Here is a 24,448-nt window from a genome sequence, read left to right on the forward strand (position 1 = left end):
ACTCAAGCCGAGGCGGACGCGATTGACCGGCAAGCCTGGTTGACCGTGTTGGAGCGCAGTGTGCTCGATAAGGCTGACTATGCCTTCGTCGACCTGGCGAACCTGCGGTTTAACCTGGCACCCCGTCCTGGCGCCGTCGACAAAGACACCACCGCGCTGGCGTTTCTGCAACAACGTTTTCCAGGGCTGAGTGGTGAAAACCTGCCGCGAACGGCCGCGCAGGTGCGTAACCTGATCAATTGGCAGCGTCTTGGGCTACCATCGAGCCCTGCCTTGGGCAACTACACCTGGGCATCTGCGCAGGCACCCGAGCCAGGCCACCCAAGCCTGAGCCTTGACGAACGCCAACGCTTGGTCGAGGCGTTAAGAACCTATGTCGGCGACGGCATCCTCACCAGCATGAACGTGACCACGCAAAACATGGATGATCAGATCACTCGGCATCTGAGTAGCCATGCACCGCTCAATCGCTATCGGCAGAACACATTGCTGGCTGCGATTGGGCGTGATCCTGCCGGGTTTTCAAACGACCAGCGCAACCAACTGCTGCTGACTGCCCTGATGTTGAGCATCGACCCCGAGCTGGGGCAGCGTAGAAACCATATCGCAGGTTATGACCTGTACTCACCGGCTAACGCCGGGCGTACCCTGGCAGAAGTCAAGGGCGACTTGAAGGCGCATCTGGTGCGCAATGGGCGCGTGCGGCCCGAGGCGGTGGATGCCACTGTGCATATCATGCTGGCCAGTGTCGCTCCAGAGTTTGTGCTGCCAGACACGCCGGATACGTTGCGCATCGGCTCTCCTGCCTGGGTGGTACTCAGGAAAACTGTCGCGTTGCTGGAGGAGTCAGCAGAGGGCTCCAGCCGCACCCTCACCTATGATCAGGTGCTGGAGCGCGCCATCCTCCAGGCCCTGACGCCGGAGCAAGTGGTGTTGTTTCATGCCATCGAAACAGAACCGCTGCTTGATTGGGCAACGATGCACGGGGTCATTGCTCGGCGAGCGGACGATCAGTACACCGCCCAAGACCTGCAAGTCGCGGCGACAAAATACAACGACTATATCGAGAGCTCTCATCAGGCGCTTGTAACACTGAGCACCCCGATAAAAGACCGGCGAGCGCGAGCGCAGGCTGACCTCGAACGCGTGCTTCCGGGGCACGATCTGAACGAGCCGATGCATACCGTGGCGTACCGGTTTCCCCAGTTGCTGTCTAATATGGTGCCCGGGTTACCCTGGTTGCAGCGCAGTCTCGGCTTTAAGGAAAGCCTGGTTGACCTGCACATGAGCGGCAATCTCAAGTACGGTGAATTTGCCTCGACCAGGCTTGTGGATATGACTGGCGCCACGTTGTTCAAAGATGAATATGACCCCAGGCTGGCTTCCCTGCGGGTGCACTTCACGAGGTTGAAACATTCCGGACAGTCCCTTGCCGAGGCTGTCAAGGGTGATACCGAGCGTTTTCAAAAGGCCGTCTCCACGGGCCTGAAAGACATTCTCAGCAAAATGCCCTACGCGGACCGGCAGGCACTGGCCACTCAGGAACTGACCTTTTATCGAGTCGAGGCCGAGTCCATTAATGGCGCAGGTACTTCCATAACAGATGCCGATGAGCAACTCCAGGCGGTGAGGGGGCGCTATGGCTTCCTGATCGGCGTCGGGCAGGGCAAAGATGCCAAGTGTTATGAGTTTTTTCCCATGAGCGGGACCTATGTCGAACGGCACGACTTCAAGGCGATGTTGGACAAAGGCGAGGCAATCGTCGCGCGGTTGTGGGTGACCCGTATGAAGTCCCACGTGGACGGTCCACGGGCGGGGGCATCCGAGGTACAGATCAGGGCATTGCGCGAAACACTGCCGGCGGCGACATCTTCACAAACGCTGGCACCGCTTGGTTTTTTTTCGGAGCGGGCCAATGCGATTGCTGACTACGTAGCCAAACGCAATCTGGTGCTGGATCCCGAACAACTCCTCACTACCGCAATGGGGCAAACGGCCTCGGAGCGTTTCGATGATCGGGTCAAACGGGTCAGTAAAACACTTGTAAATACATTGATTCCCTTCAAGGCTTGCTACGACGACATTGTCTCCGGGCACGTTAAAAAAGACCTGAGAGCGTTGACAGGGTGCGCCACCGACGTTGCGGTAGCCATTACTGTCGTCGCAGGAGGTGCAGCGGAGGGGGCTGCAGCGTTCGATAAGGCGCAAACCGGCTTTTCCAGGCTGGCGGCGGCTACCCGGGCGGTGGGGACAGTCACCAACGGTTTGCTCAATCCATTCGCCGGCCTCTCTGAACCTCTGCTCAAAGTCGCCAAGTGGGTAGGAAGCCGCCTGTTTCGGCTTGGAGAGAAGTCCCAGAGCGTGGTGCGCGCCGCTTGGAAAGCGCAACTCGAAGAACAGCGGGTCGGGCGCGTTCGGCAAATGCGCCGCGACTCGCTAAAAAGCACAGAAAAGCCGCAGGAAGAGCACCCGGTGGCGACGCAACCGAACGAAGGCAAGGTCAAGCCAGGGCCGATAGCCACACGCGCAGAGGTCAAGGAGCTCATCGAGCGTTCGCAGCCGCTGATGGTGTCCAAGGTGGACGATGCACTTAAAGCGCTAGCAGACCCTGCGCTGACTGAAGACGTGGACTTTGTGCTCAAGAGCTTCCAGGGCATGACACCTGTTCAGGCGCGAAAACTGATGACATCTCGCCTTTCACGGCTCAAGACCAACGCTCAAGCGCTGACTACCAGAAATATAAGGTTCATGCGCTCCCGGGACCAACGATGGGTGGCGCAGGTCATCCCGGAAGATTTCAAGGTCGATAAGACGGGGAAATTCATGGAGGTCAACATCGATGGTGCCAAGCGCTATTACCAGCATTTCGGCTCCCACGAAGGCGCTATGAGCAACGCGTTGATTCATGAACTTGACCACCTGCCAGGCCCTGTGAGCCGAGGTACGCTTGATCTCGCCTACCTCACGCGGTTGAGAACAGATGAAGAAAATGCGGCAGGCTTGCTCAACCTGGCCAACGGGCATACCGACCCTGCAGTGTTGGTCCTGCCAGGTCAAGATGCACCAGATCTGGTGAGCAAGACAGGCATCAACATGTTTGGCTCCCGCGCCGGCAGTCTCAACGGGGAATCCACGATGACCAGTGTTGCCCTACTTTCTCAGCTCAAGACGGACCCCAACTTGTTCAAGCAGAACCGCGCGATAATTGAAGCCGCGCAGGCGGCTTTTGGGGAATTACCGATCACCGATCAGGTACCCATAAGAATCGCCAGCGAACGCGCTGCGATCGCCCCCGCGCCAGGGTTGATCTACGCGATGGACCAGGGCTCCAAGAAGCTGATCGGAGTTTATCGATTAATGCAGCAGCCTCCCGGTACCGTGCTTCCCGAGCGCCCGCCCACGCATCAGCCGGCACGTGACCAGGCGTTCAAGGCCTATGTGCAAGAGCACTTGGTATTTTAAAAAAGGTTCTTTTTAGAATGGGCGGCCAGGACGGCACCTGACTTGCGTGAAAGTGGCGTTACAGGCGGGATTAGGAAATAACTGACAGCGCCCTTCGCTTGAGTCGCTGACCCATAGATAAATAAGGTGTGCCAGAGGTTCTGGCACACTTCGATTTGGGTTTCTGAGTCGGGATCAGGCACGCTCTTCGACCGACAGATCATTTTTCGAGGAGTTCGAGAAGTACGCCAACGCATTAATTGCGCGATTAGCATCCACCATCCCTTTTATGTATTCAGGAATGCCTTGCGAACGGCCCACGCTAGGGTTGCTTTTAACAAAGTCAAGGTAGTCATCCAGCTTCTCGTTGAATAGAGCGATTGCGTTGAATTTTACCTGTGTGTTTGTTTGTTTTCCGTTGGCATCAAATGCACCATCTCCAAATGTGAATATGCCGAAAGCGCTTGCATCAATGATATTGCTTTCGTACAACCGCCTTCCGACCACCTTTAGCTCGTCAGTACTAATAGATGTCATGTCATAGCCCTTTAAAAACTGCTTCAGATCGGAAAGCTCCCTTTGCTGCCACATTCGCAGCTCATCAACGGCTTTGGACTCTTCAGTAAAAGTAAATGTGTTCGTCGTTTTTTCTGGATTTTTGATAACAAAAGCATCTGTCTGTTTGGAAAGTGTATTGGGGATTACCAATCTCATATCCATGCTCGTCTCCTTATAGGATGAAAGGTTCTCCCTGCTATCGACCCCTTGCGACAGATATTTAACCTGTTTAAATATTTGGGAAACTTCTTTCAGATAAGTATTACATGTATGCCAAATTGCTTGATCCGCTAATGCCAGGCTAAAAAAAAGCCCCGCGACCGAATGGATCGCAGGGCTAAAAATTGGCTGGATGCGACCAACCAAAGGAGCTCTTTACATCACTTGCTGCTAGCCACCACTGTATCCGGCTGCCAACCACCCCCAAGGGCCTTGTAGATTGCGACGATGCCGCGATACAGGTCGACTTCGGCCTGGGCCTGGGCGTCTTCGGCGGCCAGGCGTTCGCGCTGGGCGTCGAGCAGGACCAGGAAGTCCACGGTGCCTTCGCGGTAGCGGATCGCCGCAAGGTCGGCGGCGGCGCGGCTGGATTCGCTTTGGCGGATCAGCGAGACCAAACGTTGCTGGCGCTTGCCGTAGTCGCTGAAGGCGTTTTCAGACTCTTCCAATGCCAGCAACACTTGCTGTTCATAGGTCGCCAGTGCGCCATCGGCTTCGGCATTCGCGCCACGCAAACGCGCGCGTACGCTGCCCAGGTCAAACGCGGCCCAAGTGATGCTCGGCCCTAGAGACCAGGCATTCGCGGCGGCAGAGCCGATTTGCGAACCGCGCCCGGCGGTGAAGCCGAGGAAACCGCTGAGGCTCACCCGTGGGAACAGGTCGGCCTTGGCCACGCCGATACGTGCGGTGGCGGCGGCCAGTTTGCGTTCGGCGCTGAGGATGTCCGGGCGTCGTTGCAGCAGTTGGCCAGGGTCGCCAATCGGCAACGCCTTGGCAATCGCTGGCAGGTCTTTCGGGCTCAGGTCCACGCTCAGCTTGTCGGGGCGCTGGCCGAGGAGGGTGGCGATGCGGTTGCGCTCGCGCACTTGTTCGGCCTGCAGTTGCGGCACGCTGGCTTCCACCGCTGCCAGGCGCGCATCGGCGCGCTCCACGTCGAGCTGGTCCCCTACGCCGGCATCGCGCAGGCTGACGGTGATGGTGCGCGACTCCTGCTGGTTCTTCAGGTTGTCCAGGGCAATACGTTCGCGCAGTTGCGCACCGCGCAGTTGGCCGTAGGCATCCACCAGCTCGGCAATCATGGTGACTTGCAGCTGGTACAGGTCGGCTTCGGCCACCTGTTGGTCGGCGTCACTGGCTTCCAGGTTGCGGCGGATACGTCCGAACAAATCCACTTCCCAGGCCATGTCCAAGCCCAGGTCGTAGCGCTCGCTGTTGACGCGTTTGGTGGTCTGGCCGGGAATCTGGCCTTTGCCCACATCGCTGCTGGCGCGGGAGGTGACCACCGGCATGATGTCGTTGGCCGCATCATCACGGATGGCCCGTGCCGCCCGCAGACGGGCGAAGGCCACGCGCAGGTCGCGGTTGCCGCTCAGGGACTGGGTCACCAGTTGGTTGAGGGTCGGGTCGTCGAACTGCTGCCACCAGATGCCTTCGTATTTCGCGTGGTCGTAGCTCTTGGTGTCGGCGGCGGCCGTGATATTGGCCGCCTCCAGTTGCTGGGTCTTGTAGTCCGGGCCTACGGCACAGGCGGCGAGCGCCAGCACCAACAGGCTCGGCAGGAATACTTTCACACTCATTGCTGTGTCTCCAGCTTCAAGGCCTTGGCCGCTTTGCGCGCTTCACTGCGCTCGACATAGCGACGGATCAGTACGTAGAACACTGGTGTCAGCAACAGACCGAAGAAGGTCACACCGATCATCCCGGAGAACACCGCCACGCCCATGGCATGGCGCATCTCGGCGCCGGCACCGCTGGAGAGCACCAACGGCACCACACCCATGATGAACGCGAACGAGGTCATCAGGATCGGCCGCAGACGCAGGCGGCAGGCTTCCAGTACCGCGGCGAGCGGATCGAGGCCTTCCTGCTGTTTATCCTTGGCGAACTCGACGATCAGAATCGCGTTCTTGCACGCCAGGCCCACCAGTACGATCAGGCCGATCTGGGTGAAGATGTTGTTGTCGCCGCCCGAGATGATTACCCCGGTAATGGCCGACAGCAGCGTCATCGGTACGATCAGGATCACCGCCAGCGGCAGGCTCCAGCTTTCGTATTGGGCGGCGAGCACCAGGAACGCCAGCAGTACGCAGAGCGGGAACACGAACAGCGCGGTATTGCCCGAGAGGATTTGCTGATAGGTCAGGTCGGTCCACTCGTAGGTCATGCCATTGGGCAGTTCATCTTTGAGCAGTTTTTCAATCGCGGCCTGGGCCTGGCCCGAGCTGTAGCCCGGCGCGGCGTTGCCGTTGATTTCTGCGGTGATGAAACCGTTGTAGTGCATCACGCGGTCCGGGCCCGAGGTGTCGCTGACCTTGATAAAGGTCGCCAGCGGGATCATCTCGCCTCTGTTATTGCGCACTTTCAATTGGCCGATCTGGTCGGAGTCCTGGCGGAACTGCTGCTCGGCCTGCACGTTGACCTGATAGGTACGCCCGAAGCGGTTGAAGTCGTTGGCATACAACGAACCCAGGTAGACCTGCAGGGTGTCGAAGATGTCGCTGATCGCCACGCCGTGAGTCTTGGCCTTTTCGCGGTCGATGGCCGCGTCCACTTGCGGCACGTTGACGGTGTAGCTGGTGAACAGGCCGAACAGTTCAGGCACGCCGTGGCTCTTGGCGATCACGTTCTGCACTTCTTTGTACAGCTCGTCATAGCCGAGGTTGCCACGGTCTTCGATCTGCAGGCGGAAGCCCCCGATGGTGCCCAGGCCTTGTACCGGCGGCGGCGGGAAGATCGCCATGTAGGCTTCTTCGATATTGGCGTATTGGCCGTTCAGTGCGCCGGCAATCGCACCGGCAGACATGCTTGGGTCTTTGCGCTCATCAAAGGGCTTCAAGGTCACGAACACGATGCCGCTGTTCGGGCTGTTGGTGAACCCGTTGATCGACAGGCCCGGGAAGGCAATCGCAGCTTCCACGCCAGGTTGTTTAAGGGCGATCTCCGACATGCGATTCATCACGTTTTCGGTGCGGTCCAGGCTCGCGGCGTCGGGCAGTTGGGCGAAGGCCACCAGGTATTGCTTGTCCTGGGCCGGTACGAAACCGGTCGGCGTGTGGGCAAAGCCGAAGAACGTCAGCACCATCAAACCGGCGTAGACGAACAAGGCAATACCGCTGCCGCGAATCACACGGCGCACGGTGCCTACGTAGCCATGGCTGGCCTTTTCGAAAAAGCGGTTGAAGGGACGGAACAGCCAGCCCCCGAAGACCTTGTCGAGGAACTTGGAGAAACGGTCCTTCGGCGCGTCGTGACCGCGCAGCAGCACAGCGGCCAGGGCAGGGGACAGGGTCAGGGAGTTGAACGCCGAGATCACGGTTGAGATCGCGATGGTCAAGGCGAACTGCTTGTAGAACTGCCCGGTCAAGCCACTGATAAAGGCGGCTGGAATGAACACCGCACACAGCACCAGCGCCGTGGCGATGATGGGGCCGGTCACTTCACTCATGGCTTTTTCGGTCGCCGGGAACGGCTCCAGGCCCAGCTCGATATTACGCTCGACGTTCTCCACCACCACGATGGCGTCGTCCACCACGATACCGATGGCCAGCACCAGCCCGAACAATGACAGGGCGTTGAGCGAGAACCCGAACAGGTGCATCACCGCAAAGGTACCGATCAAGGATACCGGTACCGCCACCAATGGAATGATCGAGGCGCGCCAGGTCTGCAGGAACAGAATCACCACCAGCACCACGAGGATCAGTGCTTCAAACAGGGTATGCACCACCGCTTCGATGGAACCGCGCACAAAGATAGTCGGGTCATAGGCGATGCGGTAATCCATGCCCGCCGGGAAGCTCTTTTTCAGCTCGGCCATTTTGCTGCGTACATCGTTGGAGATGTCGATGGCATTGGAGCCGGGACGCTGGAAAATCGGAATCGCAACGGCGGGCTGGTTATCGATCAACGAGCGCAGCGCGTATTGGCTGGAGCCCAGTTCGACCCTGGCGATGTCCTTGAGGCGGGTGATTTCACCGTTGGCGCCGGCGCGAATCACGATGTTCTCGAACTCTTCCTCAGTGACCAGGCGGCCCTGGGTGTTGACCGACAACTGGAAGCTGGTGTCACTCGGCGCAGGTTGGGCGCCCAGGGCACCGGCTGCCACCTGGCGGTTCTGCTCGCGGATCGCCGTGACCACATCGGTCGCCGTCAGGTTGCGCGAAGCGGTTTTGTTCGGGTCCAGCCACACGCGCAGGGAGTAGTCGCCCATGCCGAACAACTGCACGTCACCGACGCCGCCCAGGCGGGCCAGTTCATCCTTGATATTGAGGATCGCGTAGTTGGACAGGTACAACATGTCATAACGCTGATCCGGGGAGGTCAAGTGCACCACCATGGTCAGGTCGGGGGAGGCCTTGTCCACGGTAATACCGATGCGCGTCACTTCCTCCGGCAGCTTGGGCTGGGTGCGCGTCACACGGTTTTGCACCTGCACCTGCGCGTTGTCCAGGTCGGTGCCCAGGGCGAAGGTGATGGTCAGGGTCAGCTTGCCGTCAGCGGTGGACTGCGAGGACATGTACAGCATGTTCTCGACACCAGTGATGGCTTGCTCCAACGGCGCGGCCACGGTTTCACCGATGACTTTGGGATTGGCACCCGGGAAGTTGGCGCGCACTACCACGGTCGGCGGCACCACTTCCGGGTATTCGCTGATCGGCAGTTGGAACAGCGAGATTGCACCGGCGATCAGGATCAACAGCGACAGCACCGCTGCGAAGATCGGCCGTGAAATGAAGAACTTGGAAAAATTCATCTTGAGTCGTATCCCTTAACCGCGTGGAGTCGCGACGCTTGCGAGCTTGGGCGCGGGTTTTTCCGGCGCCACTTGCTCCAGGTTGCTGGCTTCAAGCGCTTGTCGTTGTTGGGCCAAGGCGGCGAGGGTTTCCTTGCTGGCCATCGGGATGGTTTCCGGTGCGACCGGCGAGCCTGGGCGTACACGCTGCAGGCCCTTGACGATCACGGTGTCGTCCTTGGTCAGGCCGCTGCGCACGATGCGCAAGCCTTCGATTTTCGGCCCCAGTTCCACCGCGCGATAAGCCGGCTTGTCGCCGTCCATCACCAGTACGAATTTCTTGCCCAGGTCGGTGCCGACGGCTTCGTCATTGATCAACACCGCCGAATAGGTGCCGCTGCCGACCAGCTTCAAGCGCGCATACAGGCCAGGGGTGTATTCGCCCTTGCTGTTGTCGAACACCGCACGGCCGCGGATGGTGCCGGTGGATGGGTTGACCTGGTTGTCGACAAAGTTCATCTGGCCCAGGTGCGGGTTGCCGGTTTCGTTGGACAGGCCCAGGTACACCGGGGTGGTTGCGCCACGCCGGCCTTCACGGGCCAGTTCGGTGTACTTGAGGAATACGCGCTCATCGGCATCGAAGTAGGCATAGACCTTGTCGGTGGAGACCACGCTGGTGAGCGCAGTGGTATCGGCGGTCACCAGGTTGCCGGCGGTGATTTCGGCACGGCTGACGCGGCCACTGATGGGCGAGGTCACGCGGGTGAAACTCAGGTTCAGCTTGGCCAGATCCAACTGCGCCTGGATCCCGGCCATCGCGGCACGGGCTTCCTGGGCGGCGGTGGTGCGCGAGTCGGCCAGTTCGGCGGAGATCGCATTGCTCTGGCGCAGGCGTTCGCCGCGTTGTGCTTCGTTTTCGCTGCGGGTGGCGGCGGCTTTGGTCTGAGCCAGCTGGGCCTCCAGGCGGCGTACTTCGGCCTGGAACGGGCGAGGGTCGATCTGGAACAGCAGGTCGCCTTTCTTCACCAGCGCGCCTTCGGTGAACGCCACCTGGTCAATCTGCCCGGACACCCGCGGACGAATCTGTACGGTTTCCGGCGCTTCAAGACGCCCGGTGAACTCGTCCCACTCGTTGACCGGTTGTTCCAGCACCTTGGCCACGCTGACTTTGGCAGGAGGCATGGCGGCCGCTTGTTCCGGGGACTTGCCGCACGCGCTCATCACCACCACGGCCAATATCGCCAGAGGGAAGCGCAAATGTTTGAGTGACTGTTCCATGAGGTGCATCCGCCAATGTATTTGAGATGGGCGGATCATGCGCGGGGAGGTGCTATGTCACGAATCGAATGAAGCAAAGGTAACTATCATTCGGAATGATATAAGCGCGGAGTCAGCCCTCTAGCATGGGGTTTTTGTTAGGGAGCTATCAATGTGATTGATGACAAAAGACTGTTGCTGAGGGTGCAAGGAACTTTCCCAACAACCCGTGGGAGCATCACGGCGCCTCAAATGCATCGCCCAGAAAGTCGATCAAGGACCGCACCGACGGCATCAGCCCACGCCTGGAGGGGAACACGGCGGTGATCACGCCTTCAGCGGGTTGCCATTCAGGCAATACGGCAATCAAGCGGCCATCGGCCAGTTCGTCTTTCACGACTACCTGCGGCAGGTTGGCGATGCCCACGCCCGCCAGTGCTGCGTTTTTCAGGGTCGACATATCATCACTTACCAGGCGTGGCGTGTGCGCGATCTGGGCCGTCGCGCCGTCCGGCGCGTTCAAGTCCCACACGTACTGAAGCAACGGGTTGCCCCAATGGATCGTCGCCATCCCGGCAAGGTCAGCCGGTAGCGAGGGCAGGGGAGCGTCCTGCAGAAAAGTCGCGCTCGCCACCAGTACCTGAGGGCTTTTCGCCAGTACCTTCATGACCAGCTCACTGCTTTCCAGCGGTGGGAAACACAGGTTCAAGGCCATGTCATAGCCTTCGCTGATGATGTCGACCTTGCGGTTGAAGCTTTTCACGTTCAGTTCGACGCTGGCGCATTGGGCCATGAATTGGGCGAGCATCGGTGCCACCCAGTAGTTGAGCAGCGCAGTGGTGCAACTCAAGCGGATCACGCCCCGCGGCTCTGATTTATTGAAGGCAATCACATCTTCGGCCGACTCGGCTTCGGCAATCATCGCCACGCAATGGCGGTAATAGGCCTGGCCGATATCGGTGACCTGGAACTGGCGCGTCGAACGCTGTATCAGCCGCGCCCCCAGCCTGGCTTCAAGCTGGCTGACTCTGCGGCTCAAGGTCGATTTGGGCAGGTTCAGCGCACGGCCCGCCGCCGCAAAGCCGCCGTGCTCGACCACCTTGGCGTAGAGGAAGAGTTCGTTGAGGTCGAACATGGGCAGTGTTCCATTTTTGAGATGGCCAAGATTAATTCAACTTAGCCAGTATCGACAGCCATGTACACTCCGTTCAAATCGACGCAGTCACCGAGGGCACCACATGATCGACCGTTTGCGCTGGGCAACCCATCGTCTCACCAAGCGATTGTGGTTCAGAGCCTCCTTGTTCTCGCTTCTAGGGGTCGCTACGGCACTGCTTGCCGTTGTGTTCAAAGACTTCGTTCCCGAGTCCCTGCCCACGCGCATCGGTGCAGATGCGGTGGACAAGATTCTGGGCATCATTGCGTCCAGCATGCTGGCCGTCACGACCTTTTCGTTGAGCACGATGGTCACCGCGTACGGTGCCGCAAGTAGTGGTGTGACCCCGCGAGCCACCACTTTGGTGATGGAAGACACTACGACGCAAAACGCCCTCGCTACGTTTATTGGCTCATTTCTTTTCAGCCTGGTAGGCATCATTGCCCTGAGCACCGGCGCCTACGGCGCGCAGGGTCGCGTGCTGCTGTTCGCGGTGACCATCGCCGTGGTTGTACTGGTGGTCTACACCCTGCTGCGGTGGATCGACCATTTGTCCAAGCTCGGCAGGGTAGGAGAAACCATCGACCGCGTCGAAAAAGCGGCCATGGCGGCCATCAGCCAACGCGCCCAATGGCCCTGCCTTGGCGCTGCAGCCTACCCGGCCGATCACGCTCTGGCCCCCGGCGCAATGACCATCGAAAGTGGGCAGACGGGCTATGTGCAACATATCGACGTGTTGGCCTTGGGCGCTATCGCGCAGCACGACTGCACGCATATTTACCTGGAGGTGGTGCCGGGAACCTTCGTACACGAAGGCATGCCGCTGTTGCACGTTGTCAGCCTGGGCACCAGGCAAGACGATGGCACACAGGCCACCAGGGAAAAGATCCTGTCTACGCTGACCATCGGTAACCGTCGCACATTCGAACACGATCCCCGTTTCGGGCTCTGCGTCCTCTCTGAAATCGCTTCGCGCGCGTTGTCACCTGCCGTCAACGATCCAGGTACCGCTATTGATGTGATTGGCCGGGGAGTGAGAACGTTGGCATGCTGGGGTAAGCCCGGCGGGTCTGGCCGGCAGACAGATCCGCAGTGTGAGCAGGTATTTGTTCGAGGGCTGAACGTCGATGATCTGTTTGAGGATTTCTTCGCCCCGATCAGCAGAGACGGTGCAGGTGTGTTCGAAGTGGATGCTCGCCTGTTGAAAGCCCTTATCAGCCTTGCCGAAATAAACCCTGTTCTGTTCAAAACGGCGTGCCTTAGGCAGGCGGACCAACTGATCACGCGCGCGCATGCCACACTGACACTGCAGCATGAGAAGGATCGACTAAGCGCCTTGGCCAAGGCGATAGGCGCTATTCGGCCTGCAAGGGCCGTCTATAGGCTATCCGAGTCGCCGAAGAGCATTTTGACCAGGCTCTAGAACGGTGGTTTCAGGTCGCGAAATTCTTAGCGTGCCCCCATCTTTGCCCCCAACGCTAACTGGGCTCGGGCGTAAGGCAAGCCTTCACCCAGAGTACGGTTCTTAACGGCCCCCAATAACTCTCCCAGTTTTTGGCTTTTATGGTAGATAAATCCATTAAATTGTGGCTAATACTAGAAATTAATCGATAAGCCACAGGTTCTGGGAATTAAGTCGCTTGATAGATGGTGGGCGTTAATTCTATAATTTTGTGGACTAACTGGCAGGCAATGGGCTTGGTGCACACTATGTTGGATTTAAGCTTCAGCAAGCCGAGCGAGGTCGTCAAGCGCCTCTGCGATCGCTTGCGTACAGAGCGCTTGGCGCTGGACATGACACAAGCCGACTTGGCCGGACGTGCTGGCATCGGCACAAACACGGTGTCCAACCTTGAAGCAGGGCGCAATGTCGGATTCGAGAACGTCGTTCGTGTGGCGATGGCTCTTGGTCGCACCAAGGAACTTGAAGGCCTGTTCCTGCCAAAGCTGGACAGCATCGAGGATATTCGGCGCTACGAAAACAGCGCCAATCGTCTCCGTTCAAAGAGGAAGTCCGGCAATGCTTGAGCAGGTGAACGTCTTCTACGAGGGCTGGGGTGAGCGATGGCAATGGGGGACGCTGGTCTCCACAACCGCCTTGACCGGTCGCCCGCTGATCGTGTTCGAGTACAGCAATGAAGCCAGGCAAAGGGGCCTGGAACTGTCCTCCTACACGCTCCCGTTGGTGGGGGCTCAGTTGCGCCAAAATTTTCCAGACCACCAACTGTACTTGCCAGGGCCTGTTTACGACTCCTTGCCCGATGGGTGGGGCATGTTACTGATGGACCGTATGTTCAGGCGCCGCGGGCTCACCACGGCGCGCATCGGCTCACTGGAACGGCTTGCCTACATCGGTAGCAATGCAATGGGGGCCATAACGTTTGAGCCCGTGGCACCAGAAGGGCAGGAGTCTGAAGTCCACATCCCGCTGGAGCAGCTTGCCGCCGAGGTGCAGGAAGTGCTCCATGGAGACGGTGGCGAGTTCCTGCAGACGTTGCTGCTGGTGGGTGGCTCGCCTCAAGGTGCAAGGCCTAAGGCCCTCGTCTATCGCGATCCAGAAACTGGCCGTTTTACCACTGCCGTTACGGCGGGCTTTGAAGCTTGGTTGGTCAAGTTCCCGGCGAAAGAAGAGCATGCCGAGGTGTGCGCTATCGAAATGGTCTACGCCGAGTGCCTGCGCATGTGCGGCATCGAGACCCCTGACACGCATTACTTCAGTCTGCCTAATGGGTTGGCAGCGTTTGCCAGTAAGCGATTTGACCGTCGGGATGGTCTGCGTGTACCCATGCAAAGCCTCGCGGCCTTTACGGGGGCAAATTACCGGTCTCCGGGGGTGTTGGACTACGTCAACTTCTTGCGGGCAACACAGATGTGTACCAACGACGTGCGAGAGATGGCGGTGGCCTTCAAACGTGCCGTCTTCAATGTTGCGTTCAACAATCGAGACGATCATCCCAAAAACTTTGCGTACATCATGTCGCAAGACGGTCAGTGGAGATTGTCGCCGGCTTACGACGTGACCTTCTGCGAGGGGCCGAGTGGATATCACCAGATGGATGTGATGGGGGAAGCCCTGTCGATTTCTCGCACGCAAATGTTTCGGCTTGCCGAGGAAGCCGAGGTGCCCCCGGACGTTGCCGGCAGAATGATTGACGGCATTTGCGATGTGGCGAGCCAGTTTGCAAGCATCGCCGAGAACCTATACCCACAGGTTATTACTCGAGACACCTTGCGCACGATCCAAGGCCGCATCGATCAGAACGTAGCTCGGTTACACTACGGTCATGCGGGCAGCAGTCGCCGCTGAGGATCGGGAGGAGCGGGCGTGTTCTGGTCAAGTTTTTCCGGACACCGACTACGGTAATTAAGCCGCCTGCTGCTCCATTGCTATTGGCGACAGGTAGTTGTTGTGGCTGTGGAGCCTGATTCGATTGTATCGCATGAAGAAGCTGGTCATATCCTGCCTGGCTTCTTCAACCGTCGTGTAGCCCTTAATGGGCACCCACTCTGATTTGAGCACGCTCTGTTGGCGCGTTGTCCCGGCACTGCCCTCTGCGGCTCATGCTTTGCGTTATCCAATGCTCCAGCAGCGCGGATTGAAAGAGCTGGCTGGTGTATTGGCAGCTTTGATCCGAATGAAACGTCAAACCTGCATGTTTGCCTCGAACCTCCATCGCCATTCTCAGCGCCTTGGTAACCAGGTTGGCATCATTGATCAGAGAAAACGCCCAGCCAACGATTCGGCGGGCAAACAGATCAATGACCGCTGCCAAGTGATACCAGCGTTTACCAACCATCAGGCTGGTAACGTCGCCGCACCAGACCTGATTGATTGCGGTTGGCTCGAAATTACGCTCAAGCAGGTTCTTGGCCACAAATGCTTCGACTCCTCTAGAGCGATACTGGCGGCGGCGCTGTCTGCTGGCCAGATTTGCCTCCGCCATGAGTTTTCCGGCCAGATGCCGTCCCACCTTGATCTGCTGGGCCTTCAAGTGCTGAGAAATCATCCGCGCGCCTGAACTTCCCCGGCTTTTCATGCAGTTGCACGACTTTTGCTCTGAGTGCGTCACGCTTGGTATTCGGCACTGAGCGACGCTTAAGCCAGTCATAAAACGCGCTGCGGGAAACGCTGAGCGCGCTACAAAGAAGGCGGGTCGGATATGAGCTCGACTCTCTCAGCTCCTCGATCAGGAAAAACGATCGGGATCCGACATCAAGAGAGCCGTAGCCTTTTTTAAGATTTCAGCCTCGGTTTCCAGGTGTTTGACCTTGGCTCGCAGCTGTTGAAGCTCTAGCTGTTCGTCGCTGATTGCCCTAGTACCTGCCACTGGCTGCCCTTTCTGACGCTCTTTGCGAACCTGATCAATCCATCGGCGCAGAGCCGTAGGCCCAACGTCCATCGATGCACAGACGTCAGGAACTGAGCAGTTATCATCAAGAACCATGCTTGCAGCACGTTGCTTGAACTCGCGGGTGTAGGTCTTTCGCTCTTGCATGGAAACCTCCTGATTGGGCGAATCATATCGCCCTTAAGAGGTGTCCGGGAGCATTAGGCCAGTTCAAATCGAACTATTTGCGGTGCAAGATAAGCCCATGATAGTCGGCGCTGATGCGATTTTGACCCAGGTTGCTGATTTTGACTGACCCACACGCTGCCTCCGAAATCACCCGCAAGGTAATCATTTCTTGAGTACTCGGGTGGGCCAATGAGTTCCGGTAGCCGGCGTCAAAAATCACATCAGCGCCAAAAACTTATGGAATCTTGATACCCAACGCATTCAGCGATGGTGTATCCATCCGGCCATTCACGGTCAGCCCACTGTCCATCTGAAAGGCCATCAACGCACCACGTGTCGCTTTGCCCATCACCCCATCAATGGAGCCTTGGTAATACTGTCGCACCATCAGCGCGGTCTGCACACGGGTGACCAGGTTGCTTTTCTGCTCATTGGTCGCGCGGCTCTTTGAAGTGCTCGAACTTGTCCCGCTGGTAGTGCCAGACGACTGATAAAGACTGTTGCTACTTGGGCTGCTGCTCGAAGCACTCGGCGCGCTGTAGCTTCGGGTACTGGTAGCGGGTGGACTGTAGTAGCGAGGTGCGCTATAGCCACCCGAGCCGCTGTAGTGAGAACTGTGCGAACTGTGGGACCGGTGTGAACTGTGTGAGCGATGTGCCGCATAGATGTTCACGGCGTCTGGCGCATTGAGCGTATCGGCAAATACCGGGGGCTGCAGCTTGTCATTAGGCTGCCAGTTCGCATCGGCGAGCGGCATATGGCCCGTCTGTGCCAGGGCGGTACCTGCCATAGGCAGCAAACTGATCCCACTGATCATGACTTTCCAGCGGTCAAGCAATTTCACTCTGCACTCCTTGCATAGGCGCTAAAGGCCTCGGTCGATAGTTGTTGTACGCCGCGGCTCTGCCAGCGGTCGGTGTGGGATTTGAAAAAGCCGGAGCAGTGTTTGACGGCAGCGCATTGCTGACAGGTATCGATGAACAGGTTCTTCCAGTCCGAGATGCTCTGGCGGGCGAAACGCGAGAGGTGGGCCGGGATCAGGCACAGGGGCAAGTTGTAGATCGAAACCGGCACTCCGCGGTTGAACAGGAAATACACTGCCTGGCTCAACGACTCCTGATAGTCCAGCGGGTCAATCCACAGTTCTTCATAGTTCTTCCTAGCCAGGCCGGTACTTTCGATACCCATCAGCGCAACATGCCGCACGAAGGGCAGGTTCCTGAACACGTAGTTGGCGAGCTCCGGCAAGCGTGGCGTGGTCAGGCGATTGAGCACCACGCGTATCTCGATGATCTGGTTGGCACGCGCCAGGTTGTAAAGACCTTGCAGGGTTTCGCTAAACGCGCCGGGAGCCTGCACCACATGGTCATGGTCTTCGGCATTGTCGGCATACAGCGGAATACCCCAGCTCAACTGAGGGTGGTCGATAGTAGAGAGTGCTTGGATCCAGATCGGATCTTTGAACAGGCGCCCATTGCTGAGCACATGAATGGATTTCCGCGGCAAAACGGCTTTGCACTTGGCCAGAGTTTCGAGTAGGCCGTCGCGATAGAGTGTTGGCTCGCCGCCGCTGATGCCCAGGTTTTCCTCGCCCGGGTCCATCAGGTCGATCAGCCGAAGGTTTTCCTCGATGTGCCAACGGTCATCGATATCTTTGGGCGGCTGCGAGCACATCAGGCAGAGGCTGTTGCAACGATCGGTCATGAACAGCAGGTTGCTGTCCGAGCCTCGTCGATACAGCACTCGCACCAAAGCGTTGCCTGGTGTGATGGCAATGACATCGCCGGGCTGCACGACATCCGCATCTTTGGGTGTGTGCAGGTGTAGCCGCTCGCTGTCGAAGTCGCCAATCAATGGCTCTGGGGTCAGGAATCCACCCACGGGCAATGAAAGCAGGTTCGGGCTCCGTAGCCGTTCTTGGTTTGGCAGCCAAAGCAGCAGCTCACCGACCTCAGCGTTTCCCGCACATACAGCCAGGCCTTGTTCGATAAACTCATCCAGGGTGATGACTTTGAGCAGCTTTGGCTCATCCAGGTGATAGATTTCGAAATGGGTATCTTTGCGCAGCATCGCCATCAGCCCCTGTAACCCGGGAACCGAACATCGCTGTAGGAGCGCCTGTTCAACCAGGACAACAGCACCCTCTGCGCGTTGTCGTCGCCATCGCGAAGCAGGCCGAATAAATGCTTCAGCAGTCCCATGTTCTTCTTGCAGAAGCTGCTGAACACCCGGTGTCCGATTGGGTCGCCTTGGCGCGCATAGTGTTCGATGGGGTCTGCGCCGCAGTAGGGGACCAGTGCGCAGTCCGAGCAGCCCGGCAGTGCCTCCGCAACACCACTGGCAAGCAATGCCTCCATGACGGGCGATGCCAGTAGTTCAGACAAGTGTTGCTGTACGGTGCCGAGCCTCAAGCCATCTTCACCCATCTCCAGCAACATTCGGGCTTCGTCCGAGGGATAGACATAACCGTCATAGTTGTAAACCAACGCCGCAGTGCCTGCGCCAGCAGGGGAGCGCAGGTCCACATAGCCGGAGGAGAAGGGCGTGAGGATGTTCTTCAGCAGCAAGCTCGTGTAACTCTCCGACAGGTACACGCCTTGCTGGTTGATACGCAACAAATAGTCCAGTGCCTTCTTGTAGAAGGCCAGGTATCGCTCAATCGGATAATCAAGTCGATGGGCACTCTTGGTGGCAAACCCATAAGGGCTCAGAGGCCGAAGCGAGATGCTGGAGAAGCCCTGGCTTACATACTCATCGATGATCGCTTCAGGCTGTTCGAGGCTTCTTGAAGTCAGCGTGGTCAGCGCGGAAACTGCATCATGGCCAAGGCGCTGACGGACCCACTGGATGCCTTTTACAGTGCGTTCGTAGGAGTCTCGTGACGGGGTAGGGCGGTTGGCATTGTGCAAGGGCGCCGGCCCATCGAGCGAGGTCGAAAATTGGATGCGATTTTGTTCTGCGAAGTCGAGTATTTCCTCCGTCAGGTGGTGCAGCGTGGTGGTGATGACGAACTGGATATCCCGTTGTTCGACCACGTTCCGTTCAGCGACCCATTCGACAATCTGGCGGACGCGCTCGAAGGCTAGAAGCGGCTCGCCACCCTGAAACTCCACAGTCAGGGCGGGAGCGTTCGATTCGAACAGGCGATCGACCGCCGCCTGTGCATCCGCTTCCGACAGGTCGTGGCCGGATCCTCCCAGAGGGGCTCGCGACACCTGGCAGTACTGGCAGGTGTGGTTGCAGCGCAATGTAACCACGAACAAGTGCAGTGCAGGGCCCTGGAAGAGGAAGTCCTTGCGGCTGCGATACTGCGCGGCCATTTCCGGGAACGGGTCGTGGCGGCCTGGTTCGTAGATGAAGTGGCGGGCCAGCAGGTCCTTGTAAAAAGGCGTACTTGCTTGAACGTCGAAGTAACTGAGGGCTCGTAATTGCGCGTCGTTCACGTGCATGTACTCACCGGTATCGGAGGTGAGCAGGATGTCACGGTCATGTCCCGTGTTCATGCGCATGAATCGAAAAGGCAGCAAGCGGTAGTGCTTGGCGTCTGTCGCAATCAGTGTCACTGCGAAACCCCACATCCAGCGAGTGCGGCTCGGGCCAGGACTTCGCGCAACCCTGCTGTTTCGCGGTTGATATGGTCGCGTAGGGCGAAGTCGTTCAGATGCTGGAGGATCAGCGAGTGAGCCTGCTCCGGGGAAAGCGTTAGCCTTGCTTCGGCGGGGTGGGCCGTGAGACTTATCTGATTGGTTTCAATACCGACCTGGATCGCGACAGTGTCGGCAAGGGAATAAGCGGCGCGTTGCACCACGCTGAGCGGGTAGGCTTCGCTGTCGAGTTTCAGCGTGACAGGCCATGTCATCGGAACCGCTCCTTCAAATCCGTTGGAAACGTGTGGATTTTGCAGGTTGCCGAGGCATTATGCCATCATAATTTTTTACATTTGCACGCATTTGTCCAGCGTGGTGGGTGGTGCGCTCACTACGGCTCGGTCATTGATACGGGTAGGGTCGAGCGTTCACATCTCCCTCAGTCCACCCATCTTCATCTATAACCTGCTTGGCCTCAGGCTGGGGGCATCCGTTTCAAACCATCCAAAGCATGCCCTCAGATGTGCCCCCAATGTAGCAATCCACTGGAAGTGAATGAAACTCCATGGTTTGTGGAAAGGCAGAAATGATCAGCCGAACAGCCTGCCAGACGACACCTAAAGACTCTCAGGATCGCCAAAAAACATCTGAATCCGCGACCTCAACCACCGTTCCCCCGGATCATTGTCCTGCGACCCCCGCCACGCCATATGCAGCTCAAACGAGCGCACTGGCAACGGCGGGTCCTCGGCACGCAAACCACCCGCCGAGGTCAGCGCTTCCGCCGCATAATCCGGCACGGTGGCCAGAATGTCCGTACCCGCCAGCAACGTACCCAGGCCGTTGAACTGGGGCACCGCGAGCACAACGTGGCGCTTGCGGCCGAGTTTTTCCAGCTCTTCATCGATAAACCCGCTCAAGTCACCGGCAAAGGACACGAGCGCGTGGGGCCGTGAGCAGAAGTCGTCCAGGCTCAGCGAGCCCGGTACGCTGTCAGCGCGCAGCAGTTTGGGCAGGCTGCGGCGCAGTACCTTGCGCTTGGCGTTGGCGGGCAGGTCGGCGGTGTAGCTGACGCCAATGGAGATTTCACCGGAGGCCAGCAGGCCGGGCATCAGGATGTAATTGACGCGGCGTACCACCAGCACAATGCCGGGGGCTTCGGAACGCAGGCGTTTGAGCAACTGCGGGAGCAGGGCGAACTCGACGTCGTCGGACAGGCCAATGCGAAACACGGCGGTGCTGGTAGCCGGGTCGAATTCGGCGGCGCGGCTGACGGCGGTGGAGATTGAGTCCAGCGCCGGGGAGAGCAGGGCGAAGATTTCCACGGCGCGGGCCGAGGGCTCCATGCTGCGCCCGGTGCGCACGAACAGGGGATCATCGAACAGCCCGCGCAGGCGCGACAACGCCGCGCTGATGGCCGGCTGGCCGAGGAACAATTTCTCGGCGGCGCGGGTCACACTGCGCTCATGCATCAAGGTTTCGAATACGATCAAGAGGTTAAGGTCGACACGACGCAGGTCGTTACGGTTCATCTTGTGTCCTGGAAGAGTCAGCAAACTTGATGTGAGCGGTCACGTAGCAACCCCCTGAGGTTCGCTTCAGAAGGATGACCGGCATGAATCTTACGGGGAAAGGCTGGTACTCTGCACCGGCTAATTGATTTTTCCTACGATAGTTGAGGTGTGTTCCTCGCTCGCGGAATTAATGACAGGCATGTCGACTATTAATGGTGACCGGTGGTCTTACCCCCAAAGCCCAGATAAAGTTCATGGCATTAGAGGTTACTTTGACGAGGTTTGCGATGTCCCGCACGATCCGTTTTCACAAGTTTGGTCCGGCCGAGGTGCTCAAATGCGAAGAGCATGCGGCCGCGCAGCCCGCACCGGGCGAAGTGCAGGTGCGTGTCGACGCGATCGGCATCAGTTGGTACGACATTCTGTGGCGCCAGAACCTGGCGTCTTCCCACGCACGCCTGCCTTCTGGCCTGGGCCATGAGATGGCCGGGGTTGTGGTTGCCCTGGGCGATGGCGTGGATGACTTGGAGGTCGGCGATAAAGTCGCCAGTTTTCCGGCCGAGAGCCCCAATGATTACCCGGTGTATGGCGAGCAGATCGTCTTGCCCCGTTCGGCCCTGACCCGGTACCCGGATGTCTTGAGCCCGATTGAAGCCAGCGTGCATTACACGCCGTTGCTCATCGCGTACTTTGCCTACATGGACCTGGCGCGGGTCAAACCCGGTCAGTTTGCCCTGGTGACCGACGCCAGCCACTGTGCCGGCCCTTCGTTTGTGCAGCTGGGCAAGGCCTTGGGTGTGCGGGTGATTGCTGCCACCAAAGACAGTGCTGAACGCGAATACCTGCTGTCTCTCGGGGCGGAAAAGGTCATCGTTACCGAAGAACAGGACCTGCTGATGCAGATCAACAAGTTCACGGACAACCGTGGCGTCGACGTGGTGTTCGATGGCCTGGGTGGCCCGCAGATGTCGCTGCTCGGTGACGTCCTGGCGCCGCGTGGCAGCCTGGTGCTGTATGGCTTGCAAGGTGGCAACCAGACGCCATTCCCGGCCTGTGCGGCGTTCCAGAAGAACATTCAGTTCTTTGTGCACTGTATCGGCAACTTCACCGGCAAGCCGGAGCTGGGCATTATCCAGGACCAGGTGGCGTTGCAGCGTGCATTGCGCGATATCAACCAGCTGACCGCCGACCGTGTGCTTGTCCCACTGAAAACCACGGTATTTCCGTTCAGTCAGTTCGTCGAAGCGCACCGATACATGGATGAATGCCCTTGCCGCGAACGGGTGGCGTTGCAGGTTGAAGCTGTTTGAGCTGTAGGAGTATTCGCAAATGAATACTCCGGTGCCTGAGCTGATGAGGCAAATGCGCCATTTGACAGGGCTTAACCCGCACCGGGGTTGAGCCGCCGCACGGGCGCTGCGCCCCGTAAACAATACCGTTATTGCCCTACGCCGCCCTGAAACCCAGTGCGGCGCTGTTGTGTGGGCGTCATTTAAGTTGGGTTGGCAGGCCATCTGAACTGCTTTTCGACGCTGTTCTGTATCTGTTAATCATTGTTTGAGTGCCGATAATTGAGCCTTCTTTCTCATCTCAAGGATTGAGCCATGATTGAATGCCGGGCATTAACATCTAGCGCTTGCGGAACTAACGATGGTCTGTTTTTTTTCGAACAGTACAAAGTGTGCACCCTGTCGTTTTGCAAGAAGCCAGGAAGAGTGGATGATTAATATTTGTCGGATGCTTCTCTAATTGCTTAGTTAAAGCAGTGTAGGACGTTGTCAGAGCCTTCCTAGGGCTGACGTTCTTGGGCGCTGTAAGGCGCGCAGCTACGCGATTCTGTCCTGGGATAGTCATCGACTGTTCTTTTGGTTGCACCTGCACTTTTGTTGCAGAGTGCTAATGTTGAATCCATGTCGTGCTGCGCAACGGATGACAAGCCTACAAGTGTAATAGGTCGAGCGCTCCTGTGTGGTAGTTGCTCGAAACTAATATTTCAACTCAGGTAGTAGAACGATGAGCACTATTCACGAACAAGCCATGAGCTATGTTTACCAGCAAGTTTTGCAACGTTTAGTGGGGCACTTTACCCGTGCTGAACGTACGGTGCTTCAATTGCTGATCCAGCGAATTGTGGTGGCCGCCGGTGGCATGGAGCAAGTGGGGAATTACAAAGTACTGATCGGGCACGGTGGCGGCGCAGTCAGCAGCTACACCTTGGCGATGCTGCGCGCTGCGCAACTGACCATTGCTGGGCGAGCACCCAAGACTTTTCATTTGCGCGTGGCCACGTTGCGGCACGCGGGTATGACTCAGGCCACGCTCGATTCGCTGCACCACGGCTACGGCGCGCTATTTTTCCACGATGACCCACGGGTGGAACTGTTGATGGTGGAAAACCAGGAAGTGCTGCCCTTCAATCATCAACGGCCTGCGGCCAGTGCCGGGCGTGAAGTGAGCCGGCGCAACAAGCTGATGATCGGGCACCTGACGTCCGGCGACATTCGCGCCACCCTGTGCAACGACACTTTTTTGGCCCTCGGCGATTTCTACCAGCGGGTCGCCACCTGGAGCGGCGGTGTGCATGCTCTGGTCAGCGGCGACTCGGTGCGCAAGCAAAGCCAATATATCGCGTGGCTGAAAAAAAGCGCCTTGGCAACCGGCCTGACATTCGCACCCGGTAACCCGTCGTCGCTCAATGCATGGTTTGCACGCATGGAGGAATGGAGTGTCGGTTGCTACCGCCACCTGTATGGCGAGCACTACGCAGGCGCTGAGAGTCCTGGCCGGGGCGGGCACCGTCATGTGGCGTATATCGGCATTGCCGACCTGCTTGACGACGTGGACGTTGCCCAAGCGCCACTGCTCACTCAATTCCTCGCCCATAAGCGGGACCCATTCGAGTTCCACTTCAGCCATCCTGCTTACCCCAACCCTTTGCTCATGGCGCATTTGCATGGGTTGCAAGCCCAGTGCCTGCGCGAACTCTCCTACGAACATGGCGTCGAAGGGTTCCTGCGTCAGGCGGCGGACTACCTGCATCGAAGACAGGTGCCTGTTGCGTTGATCACCGAAGCGTGTGCTCTGCAGGGCCAGCTATTGTCTACAGCTTGTGCTCAGGCGTTCTCTGGCCTGGACGAAAGCCAATTGACCTGCCTGGTGTTCGCGCCCTTCGTCCAGCATGGCGAACGTCTGGAGGGTTACTTGCGTCAATGCCATCCCGGCATGCTGGTAGCGCTCCCCGAGCTCCATAAGGCCCTGCAGGGCAAGCCCGTCGCGGACATGCTGCACCAGTGGCTGACGGATATCAGTGGGTTGTCGCTGCCGTTGTTGCAGCATCTGTACCGCAAATGCCCGTTGCCGGGCAAACGCAGTGCGCGTGTATGCCAACCTCGTTTCACGCGGTCCAAGTCTCGTATCCCTCAAGTGTCGGGACGCTAGTCGCGTGTACTCGCCTATGCAAGCGGGTG

The 24,448-nt window shown here is 58.3% G+C and carries 19 protein-coding genes; 6 read left to right on the forward strand and 13 right to left on the reverse strand.

The genetic code is table 11. The features are described 5' to 3' along the window. Nucleotides 1-60 precede the first annotated feature (60 nt). Nucleotides 61-3,462, forward strand: a complete 3,402-nt coding sequence (locus tag GIV35_RS16395; RefSeq protein ID WP_236264568.1) for a hypothetical protein — start codon at nt 61-63, stop codon at nt 3,460-3,462. Between the two features lie 174 nt (nt 3,463-3,636). Here GIV35_RS16395 and GIV35_RS16400 read toward each other — a convergent pair whose 3' ends face one another. The 5 genes from GIV35_RS16400 to GIV35_RS16420 form a co-directional block, all read right to left on the reverse strand. Further along, on the reverse strand, nt 3,637-4,161 hold the full coding sequence (locus GIV35_RS16400) for a hypothetical protein (RefSeq protein WP_236264569.1): 525 nt from the start codon (nt 4,159-4,161) through the stop codon (nt 3,637-3,639). 218 nt (nt 4,162-4,379) lie between these two features. Next, a complete protein-coding gene (locus GIV35_RS16405; RefSeq protein WP_198715467.1) occupies nt 4,380-5,795 on the reverse strand; it encodes an efflux transporter outer membrane subunit in 1,416 nt (471 codons plus the stop codon). Next, entirely contained in the window at nt 5,792-8,971 is a 3,180-nt protein-coding gene (locus GIV35_RS16410) for an efflux RND transporter permease subunit (RefSeq protein ID WP_236264571.1), read from the reverse strand. Before GIV35_RS16410 ends, GIV35_RS16405 begins: the two co-directional genes overlap by 4 nt. 15 nt (nt 8,972-8,986) lie before the next feature. Next, complete coding sequence (gene mexE, locus GIV35_RS16415; protein WP_236264572.1) at nt 8,987-10,228, reverse strand: multidrug efflux RND transporter periplasmic adaptor subunit MexE; 1,242 nt, start codon at nt 10,226-10,228, stop codon at nt 8,987-8,989. 217 nt (nt 10,229-10,445) lie between these two features. Next, nucleotides 10,446-11,342: a LysR substrate-binding domain-containing protein gene (locus tag GIV35_RS16420; RefSeq protein WP_105226770.1), complete on the reverse strand. Its 897-nt coding sequence runs from the start codon at nt 11,340-11,342 to the stop codon at nt 10,446-10,448. A gap of 103 nt (nt 11,343-11,445) precedes the next feature. On the opposite strand from GIV35_RS16420, the gene GIV35_RS16425 reads away from it, so the two are divergent. The 3 genes from GIV35_RS16425 to GIV35_RS16435 all read left to right on the forward strand — a co-directional run bounded on the left by GIV35_RS16425 (nt 11,446) and on the right by GIV35_RS16435 (nt 14,670). Beyond that, nucleotides 11,446-12,786 (forward strand): DUF2254 domain-containing protein, encoded by a 1,341-nt coding sequence (locus GIV35_RS16425; RefSeq protein WP_236264573.1) that lies wholly within the window; start codon nt 11,446-11,448, stop codon nt 12,784-12,786. A gap of 287 nt (nt 12,787-13,073) precedes the next feature. Then, nucleotides 13,074-13,391 (forward strand): helix-turn-helix domain-containing protein, encoded by a 318-nt coding sequence (locus GIV35_RS16430; protein ID WP_057008794.1) that lies wholly within the window; start codon nt 13,074-13,076, stop codon nt 13,389-13,391. Next, complete coding sequence (locus GIV35_RS16435; RefSeq protein WP_236264574.1) at nt 13,384-14,670, forward strand: type II toxin-antitoxin system HipA family toxin; 1,287 nt, start codon at nt 13,384-13,386, stop codon at nt 14,668-14,670. Before GIV35_RS16430 ends, GIV35_RS16435 begins: the two co-directional genes overlap by 8 nt. A gap of 57 nt (nt 14,671-14,727) precedes the next feature. Here GIV35_RS16435 and GIV35_RS16440 read toward each other — a convergent pair whose 3' ends face one another. The 8 genes from GIV35_RS16440 to GIV35_RS16475 form a co-directional block, all read right to left on the reverse strand. Further along, nucleotides 14,728-14,883 (reverse strand): hypothetical protein, encoded by a 156-nt coding sequence (locus GIV35_RS16440; RefSeq protein ID WP_329609936.1) that lies wholly within the window; start codon nt 14,881-14,883, stop codon nt 14,728-14,730. Beyond that, on the reverse strand, nt 14,855-15,370 hold the full coding sequence (locus GIV35_RS16445; RefSeq protein ID WP_236264575.1) for an IS3 family transposase: 516 nt from the start codon (nt 15,368-15,370) through the stop codon (nt 14,855-14,857). The genes GIV35_RS16440 and GIV35_RS16445 overlap by 29 nt, the downstream gene beginning before the upstream one ends. A gap of 180 nt (nt 15,371-15,550) precedes the next feature. Continuing rightward, complete coding sequence (locus GIV35_RS16450) at nt 15,551-15,859, reverse strand: transposase (RefSeq protein WP_236264576.1); 309 nt, start codon at nt 15,857-15,859, stop codon at nt 15,551-15,553. A 256-nt stretch (nt 15,860-16,115) separates the two neighbouring features. After that, complete coding sequence (hxsA, locus tag GIV35_RS16455; RefSeq protein WP_236264577.1) at nt 16,116-16,724, reverse strand: His-Xaa-Ser repeat protein HxsA; 609 nt, start codon at nt 16,722-16,724, stop codon at nt 16,116-16,118. Continuing rightward, the gene (hxsC, locus tag GIV35_RS16460; RefSeq protein WP_236264578.1) at nt 16,721-17,956 is read right to left on the reverse strand and encodes a His-Xaa-Ser system radical SAM maturase HxsC; all 1,236 of its coding nucleotides are present in this window, start codon (nt 17,954-17,956) and stop codon (nt 16,721-16,723) included. Before hxsC ends, hxsA begins: the two co-directional genes overlap by 4 nt. Then, nucleotides 17,956-19,443: a His-Xaa-Ser system radical SAM maturase HxsB gene (hxsB, locus tag GIV35_RS16465; protein WP_019098275.1), complete on the reverse strand. Its 1,488-nt coding sequence runs from the start codon at nt 19,441-19,443 to the stop codon at nt 17,956-17,958. Before hxsB ends, hxsC begins: the two co-directional genes overlap by 1 nt. After that, complete coding sequence (gene hxsD / locus GIV35_RS16470; RefSeq protein WP_153388184.1) at nt 19,440-19,739, reverse strand: His-Xaa-Ser system protein HxsD; 300 nt, start codon at nt 19,737-19,739, stop codon at nt 19,440-19,442. The genes hxsB and hxsD overlap by 4 nt, the downstream gene beginning before the upstream one ends. Nucleotides 19,740-20,084: 345 nt before the next feature. Beyond that, a complete protein-coding gene (locus tag GIV35_RS16475; protein WP_034127379.1) occupies nt 20,085-20,999 on the reverse strand; it encodes a LysR family transcriptional regulator in 915 nt (304 codons plus the stop codon). Nucleotides 21,000-21,268: 269 nt separating this feature from the next. On the opposite strand from GIV35_RS16475, the gene GIV35_RS16480 reads away from it, so the two are divergent. Both GIV35_RS16480 and GIV35_RS16485 read left to right on the forward strand, forming a co-directional pair. Beyond that, nucleotides 21,269-22,291 carry a zinc-dependent alcohol dehydrogenase family protein gene (locus GIV35_RS16480; protein WP_223023396.1) on the forward strand — a complete coding sequence of 341 codons (1,023 nt, stop codon included), beginning with the start codon at nt 21,269-21,271 and terminating at the stop codon, nt 22,289-22,291. Nucleotides 22,292-22,994: 703 nt separating this feature from the next. Beyond that, a complete protein-coding gene (locus tag GIV35_RS16485; protein WP_236264579.1) occupies nt 22,995-24,419 on the forward strand; it encodes a hypothetical protein in 1,425 nt (474 codons plus the stop codon). Nucleotides 24,420-24,448 lie beyond the last annotated feature (29 nt).

It is taken from the genome of Pseudomonas sp. PA-1-6B (assembly GCF_021609545.1).
In the GTDB taxonomy this organism is placed as follows: domain Bacteria; phylum Pseudomonadota; class Gammaproteobacteria; order Pseudomonadales; family Pseudomonadaceae; genus Aquipseudomonas; species Aquipseudomonas fluorescens_BV.

Excerpts from the sequence above, each read along its gene's own strand:
- GIV35_RS16400 (WP_236264569.1), bottom strand. The coding sequence starts at position 4,161 with ATGGATATGAGATTGGTAATCCCCAATACACTTTCCAAACAGACAGAT.
- GIV35_RS16405 (WP_198715467.1), bottom strand. The coding sequence starts at position 5,795 with ATGAGTGTGAAAGTATTCCTGCCGAGCCTGTTGGTGCTGGCGCTCGCC.
- GIV35_RS16410 (WP_236264571.1), bottom strand. The coding sequence starts at position 8,971 with ATGAATTTTTCCAAGTTCTTCATTTCACGGCCGATCTTCGCAGCGGTG.
- mexE (WP_236264572.1), bottom strand. The coding sequence starts at position 10,228 with ATGGAACAGTCACTCAAACATTTGCGCTTCCCTCTGGCGATATTGGCC.
- GIV35_RS16420 (WP_105226770.1), bottom strand. The coding sequence starts at position 11,342 with ATGTTCGACCTCAACGAACTCTTCCTCTACGCCAAGGTGGTCGAGCAC.
- GIV35_RS16425 (WP_236264573.1), top strand. The coding sequence starts at position 11,446 with ATGATCGACCGTTTGCGCTGGGCAACCCATCGTCTCACCAAGCGATTG.
- GIV35_RS16430 (WP_057008794.1), top strand. The coding sequence starts at position 13,074 with ATGTTGGATTTAAGCTTCAGCAAGCCGAGCGAGGTCGTCAAGCGCCTC.
- GIV35_RS16435 (WP_236264574.1), top strand. The coding sequence starts at position 13,384 with ATGCTTGAGCAGGTGAACGTCTTCTACGAGGGCTGGGGTGAGCGATGG.
- GIV35_RS16445 (WP_236264575.1), bottom strand. The coding sequence starts at position 15,370 with ATGATTTCTCAGCACTTGAAGGCCCAGCAGATCAAGGTGGGACGGCAT.
- GIV35_RS16450 (WP_236264576.1), bottom strand. The coding sequence starts at position 15,859 with ATGCAAGAGCGAAAGACCTACACCCGCGAGTTCAAGCAACGTGCTGCA.
- hxsC (WP_236264578.1), bottom strand. The coding sequence starts at position 17,956 with ATGGCGATGCTGCGCAAAGATACCCATTTCGAAATCTATCACCTGGAT.
- hxsD (WP_153388184.1), bottom strand. The coding sequence starts at position 19,739 with ATGACATGGCCTGTCACGCTGAAACTCGACAGCGAAGCCTACCCGCTC.
- GIV35_RS16475 (WP_034127379.1), bottom strand. The coding sequence starts at position 20,999 with ATGAACCGTAACGACCTGCGTCGTGTCGACCTTAACCTCTTGATCGTA.
- GIV35_RS16480 (WP_223023396.1), top strand. The coding sequence starts at position 21,269 with ATGTCCCGCACGATCCGTTTTCACAAGTTTGGTCCGGCCGAGGTGCTC.
- GIV35_RS16485 (WP_236264579.1), top strand. The coding sequence starts at position 22,995 with ATGAGCACTATTCACGAACAAGCCATGAGCTATGTTTACCAGCAAGTT.